General features: G+C 59.7%; 14 protein-coding genes. 9 read left to right on the forward strand and 5 right to left on the reverse strand.

Annotated features, from left to right (window positions below; all coding sequences use genetic code 11):
* Positions 1 to 78: 78 nt before the first annotated feature.
* The 5 genes from adk (at position 79) to CAF87_RS08780 (ending at position 3,703) form a co-directional block, all read left to right on the forward strand.
* Entirely contained in the window at positions 79 to 726 is a 648-nt protein-coding gene (adk, locus tag CAF87_RS08760) for an adenylate kinase (protein ID WP_085729781.1), read from the forward strand.
* A 93-nt stretch (positions 727 to 819) separates the two neighbouring features.
* Positions 820 to 1,494, forward strand: coding sequence for a tRNA (adenosine(37)-N6)-threonylcarbamoyltransferase complex dimerization subunit type 1 TsaB (gene tsaB, locus CAF87_RS08765; protein WP_085729782.1), 675 nt, complete (start codon positions 820 to 822; stop codon positions 1,492 to 1,494).
* 173 nt (positions 1,495 to 1,667) lie between these two features.
* On the forward strand, positions 1,668 to 1,976 hold the full coding sequence (locus CAF87_RS08770; protein WP_085712814.1) for a hypothetical protein: 309 nt from the start codon (positions 1,668 to 1,670) through the stop codon (positions 1,974 to 1,976).
* Entirely contained in the window at positions 1,976 to 2,836 is an 861-nt protein-coding gene (locus CAF87_RS08775) for a DUF72 domain-containing protein (RefSeq protein WP_085729783.1), read from the forward strand. Before CAF87_RS08770 ends, CAF87_RS08775 begins: the two co-directional genes overlap by 1 nt.
* 30 nt (positions 2,837 to 2,866) lie before the next feature.
* Entirely contained in the window at positions 2,867 to 3,703 is an 837-nt protein-coding gene (locus CAF87_RS08780; protein ID WP_085729784.1) for an oxaloacetate decarboxylase, read from the forward strand.
* Positions 3,704 to 3,715: 12 nt separating this feature from the next.
* On the opposite strand, the gene CAF87_RS08785 is transcribed toward CAF87_RS08780, so the two are convergent.
* Positions 3,716 to 4,330 carry an energy transducer TonB gene (locus tag CAF87_RS08785; protein ID WP_085729785.1) on the reverse strand — a complete coding sequence of 205 codons (615 nt, stop codon included), beginning with the start codon at positions 4,328 to 4,330 and terminating at the stop codon, positions 3,716 to 3,718.
* A 93-nt stretch (positions 4,331 to 4,423) separates the two neighbouring features.
* Here CAF87_RS08785 and CAF87_RS08790 point away from each other — a divergent pair, with 93 nt between their 5' ends.
* Positions 4,424 to 5,206 (forward strand): class I SAM-dependent methyltransferase, encoded by a 783-nt coding sequence (locus CAF87_RS08790; protein ID WP_085729786.1) that lies wholly within the window; start codon positions 4,424 to 4,426, stop codon positions 5,204 to 5,206.
* Positions 5,207 to 5,251: 45 nt separating this feature from the next.
* Here the strand turns inward: CAF87_RS08790 and CAF87_RS08795 are convergent, their stop codons facing one another.
* Complete coding sequence (locus tag CAF87_RS08795) at positions 5,252 to 5,887, reverse strand: TetR/AcrR family transcriptional regulator (RefSeq protein WP_085729787.1); 636 nt, start codon at positions 5,885 to 5,887, stop codon at positions 5,252 to 5,254.
* Positions 5,888 to 5,981: 94 nt separating this feature from the next.
* Here CAF87_RS08795 and CAF87_RS08800 point away from each other — a divergent pair, with 94 nt between their 5' ends.
* From CAF87_RS08800 to CAF87_RS08810, 3 genes are all read left to right on the forward strand, one after another.
* On the forward strand, positions 5,982 to 7,082 hold the full coding sequence (locus tag CAF87_RS08800; protein ID WP_085729788.1) for an efflux RND transporter periplasmic adaptor subunit: 1,101 nt from the start codon (positions 5,982 to 5,984) through the stop codon (positions 7,080 to 7,082).
* A 6-nt stretch (positions 7,083 to 7,088) separates the two neighbouring features.
* Positions 7,089 to 10,157 (forward strand): efflux RND transporter permease subunit, encoded by a 3,069-nt coding sequence (locus CAF87_RS08805; protein WP_085729789.1) that lies wholly within the window; start codon positions 7,089 to 7,091, stop codon positions 10,155 to 10,157.
* A gap of 514 nt (positions 10,158 to 10,671) precedes the next feature.
* The gene (locus tag CAF87_RS08810; RefSeq protein WP_085729790.1) at positions 10,672 to 12,063 is read left to right on the forward strand and encodes a Fic family protein; all 1,392 of its coding nucleotides are present in this window, start codon (positions 10,672 to 10,674) and stop codon (positions 12,061 to 12,063) included.
* Here the strand turns inward: CAF87_RS08810 and CAF87_RS08815 are convergent.
* Genes CAF87_RS08815 through CAF87_RS08825 form a run of 3 tightly spaced genes read right to left on the reverse strand, consistent with a single transcriptional unit; the run spans position 12,060 to position 13,905 of the window.
* Positions 12,060 to 12,749 carry a DUF4197 domain-containing protein gene (locus CAF87_RS08815; protein ID WP_085729791.1) on the reverse strand — a complete coding sequence of 230 codons (690 nt, stop codon included), beginning with the start codon at positions 12,747 to 12,749 and terminating at the stop codon, positions 12,060 to 12,062. The genes CAF87_RS08810 and CAF87_RS08815 overlap by 4 nt on opposite strands.
* A gap of 25 nt (positions 12,750 to 12,774) precedes the next feature.
* Complete coding sequence (locus tag CAF87_RS08820; protein ID WP_085729792.1) at positions 12,775 to 13,173, reverse strand: YbaY family lipoprotein; 399 nt, start codon at positions 13,171 to 13,173, stop codon at positions 12,775 to 12,777.
* 45 nt (positions 13,174 to 13,218) lie between these two features.
* The gene (locus tag CAF87_RS08825) at positions 13,219 to 13,905 is read right to left on the reverse strand and encodes a hypothetical protein (protein ID WP_085729793.1); all 687 of its coding nucleotides are present in this window, start codon (positions 13,903 to 13,905) and stop codon (positions 13,219 to 13,221) included.
* Between the last annotated feature and the right edge of the window lie 69 nt (positions 13,906 to 13,974).

The raw sequence follows: 13,974 nt of genomic DNA on the forward strand, positions 1-13,974 counted from the left end.
ATTTTCAGGATTTCGCCCCATGAGGCGAATCCGTTGTTTTGCAAAAGCTTTTTATAAAAAAATTGAGGAGCACATCTAATGCGCGTCATTCTGCTGGGAGCTCCCGGGGCCGGTAAAGGTACTCAGGCTAAGTTCATCACCGAGAAATTCGGCATCCCGCAAATTTCCACCGGCGACATGCTGCGAGCTGCGGTCAAGGCCGGCACTCCGCTGGGCGTTCAAGCCAAGAGCATCATGGATGCCGGCGGCCTGGTGTCGGATGACCTGATCATCGCACTGGTCAAGGACCGCATCGCTCAGGCTGACTGCGCCAACGGTTTCCTGTTCGACGGTTTCCCGCGCACCATTCCTCAGGCTGAAGCGCTGGTGACTGCCGGTGTCGAGCTGGATGCCGTGGTTGAAATCGCTGTTGAAGACGAAGAGATCGTTCAGCGTATCGCCGGCCGTCGTGTTCACGAGGCCAGCGGCCGTGTGTACCACATCGTCTACAACCCGCCGAAGATTGCCGGCAAAGACGACATCACCGGTGAAGAGCTGATGCAGCGCAAGGACGACACCGAAGAAACCGTGCGTCATCGCCTGTCGGTCTACCACTCGCAGACCAAGCCGCTGGTGGACTTCTACCAGAAACTGTCGGCTGCCAACGGCAAGCCGAAGTACAGCCACATCCCGGGCGTCGGTTCGGTTGAAGCGATCACCGCCAAGGTTCTTGAAGCACTGAGCTGAAAAACCTGATCCGCTGCATCATCCACGGCCCGCTTGCGGGCCGTAGTTGTTTATACTGGCGCACTTTTCCCCACCTGATTTACGGACACATCGATGAGCACCTTGCTGGCCCTGGACACCGCGACTGAAGCTTGCTCCGTTGCCTTGCTGCATGACGGCAAGGTCACGAGCCATTACGAGGTGATCCCGCGCTTGCACGCGCAGAAACTGCTGCCGATGATCCAGCAACTGCTGGCCGACGCCGGCACCACGCTGCAAGCGGTGGAGGCGATCGCGTTCGGTCGTGGCCCGGGCGCGTTCACCGGTGTGCGCATCGCCATCGGTGTGGTGCAAGGCCTGGCGTTTGCCCTGGATCGTCCGGTGTTGCCGGTATCGAACCTGGCAGTGCTGGCGCAACGGGCTTATCGCGAGCACGGTGTGAGCCAGGTCGCGGCGGCGATCGATGCGCGCATGGATGAAGTGTATTGGGGCTGCTATCGCGAGACGGCCGGGGAGATGCGTCTGGTCGGCGTCGAAGCTGTGTTGCCGCCGGAAGTCGCCGCGCTGCCGGACGATGCGACTGGCGACTGGTTCGGTGCCGGCACCGGTTGGGGCTACGGCGAGCGCATCGCGGTCAATCTGATCGGTTCCGACGCAACCATGCTGCCCCATGCCGAAGACCTGCTGACGTTGGCCCGCTTCGCTTGGGCGCGCGGTGAGTCGATCCCGGCAGACGACGCTCAGCCGGTTTACCTGCGCGATAAAGTGGCCACCCCGAAATCCCGCTGAAGACAATCTCCCTGTGGCACTCGCCACAGGGTCCCGCCAGCTCCTGCCAATCGTCAGTTTCCAACGCCCCGCTTTAAACCTTTTGTCTTTTATGTGTTCTAGTTATCACTCGGCGATTTGCTAAGTCGGTCAGGTGCCGCTAAATTGCCATCATCGATACCGAGCATGACTTTATGCGTATAGACGGCGTTTCCACTCATTCCTACCCCATCAAGCGCAAGCCTCGCAAAGGCAATCCGGCGCTGGATGAATCCGTCGAGGATATTGAAGGCGAGCTGGAATTCCCCACCGAAGCGCAACTGGCTGCCCGCGCCGCCAAGGCCTCTGCGCAACGCCTGAGCAATCTGCCCGCCCGCCAACAAGACATGATTTATCACCGTGCGATGAAGAAAAGCGTGGCCATGGCTCTGGCCAGCTACCTGAGCACCGCCGGTTTTGTCGATTGGGACGCAGACGTGCTGGGCCTCGATCTGTACATCTGATGGATCTGCCTTACTACCTCGGTTGCCCGTCCTGGAGTGAAAACGCCTGGCGCGAGTATCTGTATCCGGCAGACGCCAAGACCTCCGATTTCCTCGGTCTGTATTCGCAAGTGTTCAACGCCGTGGAAGGCAACACGACTTTCTACGCCAGCCCTTCGCCGGCCACCGTGGCGCGCTGGGCCGAGGTCATGCCCGAACACTTTCGTTTCACCGCCAAATTCCCCGGCGATATCAGCCACGGCGGTGACCTGCGCGATCAACTGACCGCCACCGAAACCTTCATTCAATTGCTCAGCCCGCTCGGCGAACGTGTATCGCCACTGTGGCTGCAACTGTCGAAAAGCTTCACTCCGCAACGCTTGCCAGAACTCGCAGCCTTCATCGACGCGTTTGATCGACCGCTGGCGGTGGAAGTGCGCCATGAGCAGTTCTTCGCCAAGGGCGAGAGTGAACGCCTGCTCAATCGCCTGTTGCTGGATCGCGGCGTTGAGCGCATCTGCCTCGATCCGCGCGCGTTGTTCAGTTGTCTGTCCACCGAGTCTTCGGTGATCCACGCGCAATCGAAAAAGCCCCGCGTGCCGACCCGTCCGGCAGCGTTCACCCAATTCCCGCAGGTGCGCTTCATCGGCCATCCCGAGCTTGAGGCCAACGATCCGTTTCTGGTGCCGTGGGTGGCGAAGATTGCCGAGTGGATCGAAGAGGGCCGTACGCCGTACATCTTCCTGCACACCGCCGATAACATCCTGGCAGCAAAGCTTGCGCAGCGTTTTCACGCACAGCTGATGCAACGTTTGCCTGGCCTGCCACCGCTGCCTGAGCTATACAGAGAACCCGCCGCGGAGCAACTTGGCTTGCTCTGAGGCGATTTTTTTCTGCCCAGGAGCCTGCCGATGGACGCCCAAGCCCGCAAAGAACAAGTCCGTAAAGCCGAAGCCTTCAAAGCCCTGCATGAACGCCCAGGGATTTTCGTGATTCCCAATCCGTGGGATGCAGGTTCCGCGAAGATGCTTGCCAGCCTGGGTTATCAGGCGCTGGCGACCACCAGTGCCGGTTATGCGTTTTCCCAGGGTAAGCCCGATGGTGCCCTTGGCCTCGAAGAAACCTTGAACAACGTCCGGGCGATTGCTGCCGCCACGGATTTGCCGGTGGCGGTGGATCTGGAAAACGGTTTTGCCGACGCTCCGGCCGAGTCCGCGCATAGTCTGCTGCGAGCGGCCGAAGCGGGCGCAGTGGGTGGTTCCATCGAAGATGCCACAGGGCGCCCGGACGCACCTGTCTACTGTTTCGAACATGCCGTGGCGCGGATTGAAGCCGCAGTAGCAGCGGTGCGCACGTTGCCTTTTCGCTTCACCCTGACGGCCCGTGCGGAAAACTACCTGCACGGCAATCCGGATATCAACGACACCATTCGCCGCCTGCAGGCGTTCGCCGAAGCTGGCGCCGATGTGCTCTACGCTCCGGGTCTGAGGACAGCTGAAGAGGTACTGGCAGTGGTGCGCGCAGTCGCGCCGAAACCGGTCAACGTGTTGATGTCCGGTGGCCTGAAACTGACCGTGCAGCAACTGGAAGAAATGGGTGTGAAACGCATCAGTACCGGCTCGGCGCTGGCGCTGGCGGCGTTTGGTGAGTTCTTTCGGGCTGCTGAAGAAATTCAGCAATCGGGCACGTTCAGCTTCACTTCGCGTTCGATGCCGTACGCGAAGGCCAATCAGTTTTTCAAGGGCTGAAGCAGAAGGGAATCAGGCGGCGATGCGCAGGTTCTGCTGAACGATCGGGCGCACCCAGCCGTTATCGAAGTCCAGGGCTTTCTGTTGCTCGACGATCTCTTCCGGCGGGAACGGCGGGTAAGGTTGCAGCAGATCCAGGTCGAACTCGGCAATTGGCAGGTACAGCGGCTTTTTCTGCGGGGCAGGGCCCGGTTCCGGAATTGGCTGACCGTTGTTGATCACGACCGGACGAACCCAACTGCTGTCGAAATCCTGCTGCTTTTGCTGAGTCTTGATTGCTTCCGGCGGGAACGGAGGGTACGGCTCGGCCAGGTTCATATCGATTTCGGCAATCGGCAGGAACAGCGGCTCAGGCGGGCGAACCGGGGTTTCCACCACGTTGCATTCGCGCTGGTCGATGATGTGGGCGTGCAGTTCGCTGCCGACAGTCGGTTCTTCAGGGCTTTCGAGATCGACCGGCGGGAAGGTGCCACAGGCCGGCACCACATCACTCGATTGTTCGGCCAGGGCCTGGGCAAAGAAATCCTGCCACAGGTGGCTGACGCCGCCCAATGCTTGAGTGTTATGACGGCTGAAATCGCCTGTGGGCGAAATGTAGCCAATCGATGTGGGAAGAATGCCTGACATTTTTTTCGGTCGACGCTCAGCTCTGGCAAAATGCGCGTTGATTGGGTTATCGGCGGATTTTGCCGATCCTTAACTTTTTTGAGCGTGTTTTCCATGATTGAGCAACCCGCGGCCTGCCGCATCCATGTCGAAGCCCTCGGCCCGACGTTCGAAGCGCAGGCCGAGCAGTGGGCGCAGCGCCTGAACCTGCCGTTACAGGTGGCCGACGGCGAGTTCGCCTTGCAGGTAGGCGAGCAGGGTTTGCAACTGCAACAGCTGGGGCCGGATGCGCCGGGGCCGGTACGGGTCGACTTTGTCGAGGGTGGCGCGGCCCATCGCCGGCGCTACGGCGGTGGCAGCGGGCAGATGATCGCCAAGGCGGTCGGTATCGCCCAAGGCGTGCGTCCGCGGGTGCTGGATGCCACGGCGGGGCTGGGCAAGGATGCGTTCGTGCTGGCGAGCCTGGGCTGCGAGATGAGCTTGATCGAGCGTCAGCCGCTGATCGGCGCGTTGCTTGAGGATGGTCTGGCCCGCGCGGCGGAAGATTTCGACGTGGCACCGATCGTGGCGCGGATGACGCTGCTCAAGGGCAACTCGATTGACGTGATGCGCAACTGGGAAGGCGTGCCGCCGCAGGTGATCTACCTCGACCCGATGTTTCCGCACCGTGAGAAAACCGCCCTGGTGAAGAAGGAAATGCGCCTGTTCCGCCCGCTGGTGGGCGATGACCCGGATGCACCGGCCTTGCTGGAAGCAGCGTTGGCGCTGGCCACGCACCGGGTGGTGGTCAAGCGCCCGCGCAAGGCGCCGTGCATCGAAGGGCCGAAGCCGAGCCATGCGCTGGATGGCAAATCCAGTCGCTATGACATCTACCCGAAGAAAGCGCTCAAGGCCTGATCCGTCACACAAGAAAATCCCACGCATGGCGTGGGATTTTTGTTTTCAAGGGCGATAGGCGCGCATGAATAACTCGACCACTTCCTGTACATGGCTTTCCGCCGCCTCGCCGGTCAGTGGTTCACCGCAGCCATACAGCAACCGGAAATTCCCCGCGCCCTTGATCAGGCAGAAGAAGTGTTCGGCGGCGTTGTGCGGGTTGTCGATGCTCAATACCCCGGTTTCGTGAATCCGCCGCAGCAAGCGCTCCATGCCTTGCACCATGCGCTGCGGGCCGGCCTCGAAGAAGATCAGCGACAGCTTCGGATCCTGGCTGCCCAGCGCCATGATCAGGCGATGCAGGTTCACCGATTCATCGCTGTTGATCAGGTGATGAAAGCCTCTGGCAATGTTCAGCAACACATTTTCCACCGCGATGCCGTCCGGCAATTCGAAGAACAGCGGTGGCAATTGCTCCTCGCATTTGGCAACGACAGCGGCGGAAAACAGCGTCTCCTTGTCATTGAAATGGCTGTAGACCGTCAGCTTCGACACGCCAGCCTCGGCGGCCACCGCGTCCATGCTGGTGTTGGCATAGCCATGACTCAGGAACAGGATTTTCGCCGCTTCGAGAATCGCCTGGCGCTTGGCCGGATCCTTCGGGCGGCCGGGGCCGTTTGGAGCTGAAAGATTGTTCGACATTCTTCGCTTTTAATACTGGACTGGTGAGTTTGCTATTAATAACATACCGGCCAGTATAATTATTCCAAGCCTCCTTAGCGAAAGGTCCTTCACCATGTTCCGCCATGCGTTGTCCTTTGCGGTGCCAGTCAGTCTGGCGTTTTTATTGTCGGCATGTGGCAAGGAAGAGGTGACGCCAGTCAGCGTGCGACCGGCCATGGTGGTACAGCCAGAGCCTTCGGCGCAGGCGATGGAAAGTTATCCGGGCGAGGTGCGCGCCCGCTATGAACCCGATCTGGCGTTCCGCATCGGCGGCAAAGTCAGCCGACGACTGGTCGAGGAAGGCCAGCGCGTGAAGGCCGATCAGCCCTTGGCCGAACTCGATCCGCAGGACGTACGCCTGCAGCTGGAAGCCACCCGCGCCCAGGTCACTGCCGCCGAAGCCAATCTGAATCTGGTGCGCGCCGAGCGTGATCGCTACAAGACCCTGATGGAACGGCAGATGGTCAGCCGCTCGGCCTACGACAATGCCGAAAACCTCTACCGCTCCGGCGAAGCCCGCCTCAAACAGATCAAAGCCGAATTCAACGTCTCGACCAATCAGGCCAGTTATGCCGTGCTGCGTGCGCCTCAGGACGGTGTAGTCGCCAAGCGTTCGGTCGAAGTCGGGCAAGTGGTCGCCGCCGGGCAGACTGTTTTCACCCTCGCCACCGATGGCGAACGTGAAGTGCTGATCAGCCTGCCGGAGCAAAGCTTTGGCCGCTTCAAGGTCGGCCAGCCAGTGTCGGTTGAGTTGTGGACTCAACAGAACCAGCGCTTCGCCGGGCGGATCCGCGAGCTGTCGCCGGCCGCCGATCCGAAATCCCGCACCTTTGCCGCCCGCATCGCCTTCACCGCCGGCAAAGTGCCTGTCGAACTCGGCCAGAGCGCCCGAGTATTCGTGCAGACCGCTGATGTGATCCCGCTGTCGGTGCCGCTCTCGGCCCTGACCGCCGAAAACGGCGCGACCTATGTCTGGGTCGTCAGCGCCAACAACACCTTGAAAAAGACGCCCGTGCGTATCGGCCCGTTCGGCGAGAAAACCGTGCCGGTGCTCGAAGGCCTCAACGCCAGCGACTGGGTCGTGGCCGCCGGCGTGCATGTGCTGCTGGAAGGGCAGCAGGTGCGTCCCGTGGATCGCTCCAACCGTGTGGTCAATCTGGCGGACAAGGAGTAAGGCCCGATGCGCTTCAACCTTTCCGAATGGGCGCTGCGTAATCGCCAGATCGTACTGTTCCTGATGCTTTTGCTGGCCATCGTCGGCGCATTGTCCTACACCAAACTCGGACAGAGCGAAGACCCGCCGTTCACCTTCAAGGCCATGGTCATACAAACCCGATGGCCGGGCGCCACTGCGCAGGAAGTTTCGCGTCAGGTCACCGAGCGCATTGAAAAGAAATTGATGGAAACCGGCGAGTACGAACGCATCGTCTCGTTCTCCCGCCCCGGTGAATCCCAGGTCACGTTCATCGCCCGCGACTCGATGCATTCGGTGGAAATTCCGGACCTCTGGTACCAGGTGCGCAAGAAGGTCAGCGATATCCGCCAGACCCTGCCACCGGGGATTCAGGGCCCCTTTTTCAACGATGAATTCGGTACCACGTTCGGCAATATCTATGCGCTGACCGGCGACGGTTTCGACTACGCCGTGCTCAAAGACTACGCCGACCGCATCCAGATCCAGCTGCAACGGGTCAAGGACGTGGGCAAGGTCGATCTGCTCGGGCTGCAGGACGAGAAGATCTGGGTCGAGCTGTCCAACGTCAAACTCGCCACCCTCGGCTTGCCGCTGGCGGCGGTCCAGCAGGCGCTGGAAGAACAGAACGCAGTATCCACCGCCGGATTCTTCGAAACCGGCAGTGAGCGATTGCAGCTACGGGTCTCGGGGAATTTTCAGACAGTCGACGAGATCAGGAACTTCCCGATCCGGATCGGTGATCGTACGTTCCGTATCTCCGATGTCGCTGACGTGCGGCGTGGTTTCAACGATCCGCCGGCGCCGCGCATGCGCTTCATGGGCGAAGACGCGATCGGGCTTGCGGTAGCGATGAAGGACGGCGGTGACATTCTGGTGCTGGGTAAGGCGTTGGAAGTCGAATTCTCCCGCCTCCAGAAAAACCTGCCGGCCGGCATGCAATTGCGCAAGGTGTCCGATCAGCCGGCGGCGGTGAAAAGTGGCGTCGGCGAGTTCGTCCAGGTGCTGGTCGAAGCGCTGGCCATCGTGTTGCTGGTGAGCTTCTTCTCCCTTGGCGTGCGCACCGGCATGGTGGTGGCGTTGACCATTCCGCTGGTGCTGGCGATGACGTTCGCCTGCATGTATTACCTCGGTATCGGCCTGCACAAGATTTCCCTCGGTGCTCTGGTGCTGGCGCTGGGCTTGCTGGTGGACGACGCGATCATCGCCGTGGAAATGATGGCGATCAAAATGGAGCAGGGCTTCGACCGGATCAAGGCGGCCAGTTATGCCTGGACCAGCACCGCATTCCCGATGCTCACCGGCACGTTGATCACCGCCGCCGGCTTCCTGCCGATTGCCACGGCGCAGTCCGGCACCGGTGAATACACCCGCTCGATCTTCCAGGTCGTCACCATCGCGTTGCTTGCTTCGTGGGTGGCGGCGGTGATGTTTGTGCCGTACCTCGGGGAAAAACTCCTGCCGGATCTGGCGAAAATTCACGCCGCCAAACACGGCACTGGCGACGGTCAACCGGACCCTTATGCCACACCGTTTTACCAGCGGGTACGACGTCTGGTGGAATGGTGCGTGCGTCGGCGTAAAACGGTGATCGTGCTGACGGTGGGGCTGTTCGTCGCCTCGGTGATGCTGTTCAAGTTCGTCCCGCAGCAGTTCTTTCCGGCCTCCAACCGACTGGAGTTGATGGTTGATCTGAAACTGGCCGAAGGGGCTTCGCTGGCCAACACCACTGCCGAGGTCAAGCGACTGGAGGCGATGCTCAAGGATCATGCCGGCATCGACAACTATGTGGCCTACGTCGGTACCGGCTCGCCGCGTTTCTACCTGCCGCTGGATCAACAGCTGCCGGCGGCCAGCTTCGCCCAGTTCGTCGTGTTGGCGAAAACCATCGAGGAACGCGAAGCCCTGCGCACCTGGCTGATCGATACCTTGAACGAACAATTCCCGGCCCTGCGGTCGCGGGTTACGCGACTGGAGAACGGCCCGCCGGTTGGCTATCCGGTGCAGTTCCGTGTTACGGGGGAGCATATCGAGGAGGTCCGCGCTCTGGCCCGGAAAGTCGCGGCCAAGGTGCGTGAGAACCCACATGTCGTGAATGTGCATCTGGATTGGGAAGAGCCGAGCAAGGTTGTGTACCTGAACATCGATCAAGACCGCGCCCGGGCCCTGGGGGTGAGCACTGCGAACCTGGCGAAATTCCTCCAGAGCTCGCTGACCGGCTCCAGCGTCAGCCAGTACCGCGAGGACAACGAACTGATCGAAATCCTTCTGCGCGGCACCGTGCATGAACGCACGGAATTGACCCTGCTGCCGAGTCTGGCGGTGCCGACCGACAATGGCCGCAGCGTGGCGCTTTCGCAGATTGCGACGCTGGAATATGGCTTCGAGGAAGGCATCATCTGGCACCGCAATCGCCTGCCGACCGTCACCGTGCGCGCCGATATCTATGGCAAGGAGCAACCGGCGACGCTGGTGAAACAGATTCAGCCGACGCTCGATCCGATTCGTGCCGAATTACCTGACGGTTATCTGCTGGATGTCGGCGGTACGGTAGAAGACTCCGAACGCGGGCAGAAGTCAGTGAATGCAGGCGTGCCGATGTTCATTGTCGTGGTGCTGACGTTGCTGATGGTGCAGTTGCGCAGTTTCTCACGCACGGCGATGGTGTTTCTGACGGCGCCGCTGGGTTTGATCGGCGTCACGCTGTTTCTGCTGGTGTTCCGTCAGCCGTTCGGGTTTGTGGCGATGCTCGGGACGATTGCGCTGTCGGGGATGATCATGCGCAACTCGGTGATTCTGGTGGATCAGATCGAGCAGGATATTACGGCGGGGCTCAAGCCCTGGCAGGCGATCATTGAGGCGACGGTGCGCCGGTTCCGGCCGATTGTGTTGACGGCGCTGGCGGCGGTGCTGGCGATGATTCCGTTGTCGCGCAGTGTGTTTTTCGGGCCGATGGCGGTGGCGATCATGGGCGGGTTGATTGTGGCGACGGCTCTGACGCTTTTGTTTTTGCCGGCGTTGTATGCGGCTTGGTTCCGGGTACGTGAGGAGGTTTGATTTTTGTTTGAGCGTGGCGGCCTTCGGGCCGGCCAGGCTCTTGGGGTTCTGGGTGTATATCCGTTTCTTCGGGTGCTGCCGCTGGCGGTTTCGCCCTTACGGCGAGTCCCTTTGGCAAACGACCCAAAGGAACCAAAGGTCTGGGCCCCGGCGTACGGCACCTCGCTTTGGCTCGGTGTTCCTTCGTTCCGGGATTCATCCGGGAACATCGCCTCCGGTTTGCTTCGCTGCACCTCCTCTCGATGTGTTCGACTTCGTCGAACGGCGCTTCGCGCCTACCCCCGGATAAATCCCTCCACTCAGCCTGCCGGTGGGGCCGGCACGTCAAAAGCTTTACTCGAGCTAACGCTCATTGTGTTTGAGTGGCTATGGGCTATGGGCTATGGGCTATGGGCTATGGGCTATGGGCTGCGGTGTCTCCTACAGCTTTTTCAGAATTCTCTGATATTGAGGTCGTCTGGTCTGGGGTGTTGTACTCGGTCATCTGTGTTTATGAGTGATCGAGAGGTTTTTTGTGAAGAAGCCGCCAGTGTTTAAAGGACGGTCCGATCCGGTGTTCGACCTATTGGCGCGGGCGCCGCACAAGCAGCATCTGGTGGATTATCTGGCGCTGCTCAAGCCTCTCGATGATCGGGGGCGTTATTTGCCTTTCGAGGATTTGCGCTATCGCTGGGCGCCGAGGCTGGACGCTCGTTTGTGTTGGGCGCTGGTGAAGAGGGCGAGGGCTGCGCAGTACATCAATCTCCTGCCATTGGGTGAGCCGCCGCAGTGGGGCAAGTACTTGCTGACACCCTCGGTACGGAAAACCCTTTCGGCCGTCGATCTGCAGACGACTTCCGCTTCGCTGGAATGCATGACCGGGCAGATTGGCGAACGGTCGCATTTCAGTTATTTGCTCAATGATCTGATCGAAGACGAAGTGATCGCCAGCAGCCAGTTGGAAGGTGCGGCAACGACCACGCGGGTTGCCAAGGACATGCTCAAGTATCAACGGCAGCCGCGCACGCCGGATGAGCGCATGGTCATGGGCAATTACAGGATGATGAATTTCGCCTGGGAAAACCGTTATCAACCCTTGAGCGTCGACTTGATCGCGGCAATGCATCGGGTGGGCGTCGAGGGGATCGATGACGCGCAATACAGTCCCGGTTTTTTCAGGACGAACGATGAAGTGGTGGTACAGGACGGCGAGGGCAATACGGTGCATACACCGCCGCCCGCTGTCGGGCTGGTGATGCGTTTGCAGAGGCTCGTGCGCTGGATCAATCAGCCACTCGGTTCACCTCAAGAAAAGGACTACCTGCACCCGTTGATCAAGGCGATTACGCTGCATTTCTCTCTGGGCTACGAACATCCGTTTCGCGATGGTAACGGACGGGTTGCGAGGGCGTTGTTCTACTGGTTCATGTTCAATCACGAGTTTTCGGCATTTCGCTACATTGCGATCAGTCCTTTGCTGCGCAATGCGCCGGTGAAGTACGGGCGGTCGTATTTGCATAGCGAGGCCGATGAGCTGGATCTGACGTATTTCATCGAGTTTCAGTGTTCGGTGATTCAGCGTGCAGTCAGTCGCTTCACGGATGTCTACCGTAAAAGCCTGGCGTACACGGAGGACCTTGAGCGCTGGCTGATGGCGTCGGTTTTTTTCGAGCGGCTGACGCAAAGGCAGCGGGCGCTGTATCAGGCGGCCAAGAGCGGAGTGGCGAAGGAATTTACGGCGAGCAACGTGAGGGAACACTTGGGTTGTTCTTGCAGCACCACGATGTCAGCCCTGAATGGACTGGTCGAGTTGCAGGTCTTCGAGAAAAGAAAAATGGGCAGCGAGTGGGTGTTCTTTTTACGCAGTCCAGCCAGTGTGTTGAAGCACGGGAGCGAGTTGTCTCGCTCCCGTGCAGCGTCGGCCTAGAGGCTGCCAAACACCTTCTTCGCCAGACTCGTCGCCGCAGCGGCCGGGTTCTTGCGGATGGTTTCTTCCTGTTTGCCGATCATTTCGAACAGGCCATTCAGCGCTTGTTCGGTCACGTAGCTTTCGATGTTGGCGCTCTTCGCATCGACCACCCCGAAGGTCGCAGCCTGGCCGGCGAATGAGTTGTACTTCTGCGCCACGCCTACCTTGTCGGTCGCCTGTTTGACGATCGGCAGGAACTTGGTGCGGATCTGTTCGCGGCTGGATTTGTCCAGGTATCGGGTGGCGGAGTCGTTGCCGCCGCTGAGGATGCCTTTGGCGTCTTCCACGCTCATTTTCTTCACGGCGTCGACCAGGATCGGCTGGGCCTGGGTGACGGCGGTTTCCGCAGCCTTGTTCATGGCGGTTTCCAGTTCCTCGACCTGGGCGCCCATGCCGAAGGCTTTCATCTTGCCGGCGACTTTGCCGAGTTTGCCCGGCAGTTCGATCTTCACGTCAGGGTTGTTGCTGAAGCCGCCCGGGGTGCCGAGTTGTTTGACGGCCAGTTGCGCGCCCTGGGTCAGGGCATCCTTGAGGCCGCCGGTGGCGTCGCCTTGCGACAGGTCGCTGAGGGACAGGGCCAGTGCGCTGGCGGAGATCATCAGGCCCGCGCACAGGCCGGCGAAGCGAAGGGTAGGGCGGAGCATGAAGGCTTCCTTATTCATAGGTGCGTTAGCGGGCAGCGTCGACGCGTATCTTCAGCGGCTGCGGATCCTTGCCATCGAGCTGCACGGCATGGTTTTCGGTGGTGATGAACATCAGCTCGCCGTTGACTTCGATGCGTGCGCTGACCGAGTAGCGGTGGCCGGGTTTGACCTGGGCCGGATCGTAGCTCAAATGGAACGGCAGCGGGACTTGTCCCTTGATCGGGCCTTTCTGTTCATCGAGCACGACAGCCGGCGCATCGGCCAGCGAAATGTCCTGCAGGCTCACGCTGAGTGTCGCGCTCGGTGGCAGAGCGATGCGCTGCAAGTAGAACACTTCGCCGTCGAGGCTCACTTTGCCGCTCGGTGTGGTGGACTGGCAGGCGCTCAACAAGGTGGCGGCGGCGAGAAGAGAAAGTTTTTTCATGGGGACCTCAAAAGACTTGGGCGCCAGAGGGGCGCCCAGAGAAATCTAGCGGATTTTGGAAAGTGAGTCAGTGAACAAACGTAACGGTTCATTCAGCCACTGATCGATGACCCGCAACAGGCGTGATCGGGGCGGACGTGTCGCTGGTACAAGTTCGATACCTTCAGGAAATACGGACAGCCGTTGGTGATACCTGTTTTCTATCCCCGTCAGTACATACCGTTTGCCCGGCAGCACATGCTCCGGATCATATTCAAGATAAAACGAAGTGGCAGTTCTCTCATCGTGAGAGACGCGCGCGAGTTCGACATCGGGACTTTCGTTTTCATGCAGGCTGATGGTGATTGCCTGTTCGGGGGGAATCATTTCGGGTTCCTGCACTTCAACGTACAAGTAACCGACTGGACTCAAATGCAGCGTCTGGCGGTGGGGGAGCTGATGAACAATGACGAAGTGATCCTGTTCCAGCAACAAGGGCTGCCCGTTATGAAACAGCTGGATGGTGACGCGGTATTTGACGCTCCCATTGCTATATCGATGGGGAAACCTGAAATTCCACTGGCCGTCGACAATGGCGGGATGTTTCCAGTGTTTGATGCTTAACGTTTGCCAGGTATTGATCACCTGTACGTCTACAACGGTTTCATTATCTCCGTCGAGAGGGGCACTGAACTCTGGTGGAAGGCTGAACGTTACGGTGATGTTATGAGGAGGCTCGTTTAATAAGCTCATATCGATTTCCTTATCGATTAAAAAGAACCCATTAATTCATAAAACAACTAGCCGGAAAACGATCCGGTC

Source organism: Pseudomonas sp. R38(2017), assembly GCF_002112395.1.
Lineage (GTDB): Bacteria > Pseudomonadota > Gammaproteobacteria > Pseudomonadales > Pseudomonadaceae > Aquipseudomonas.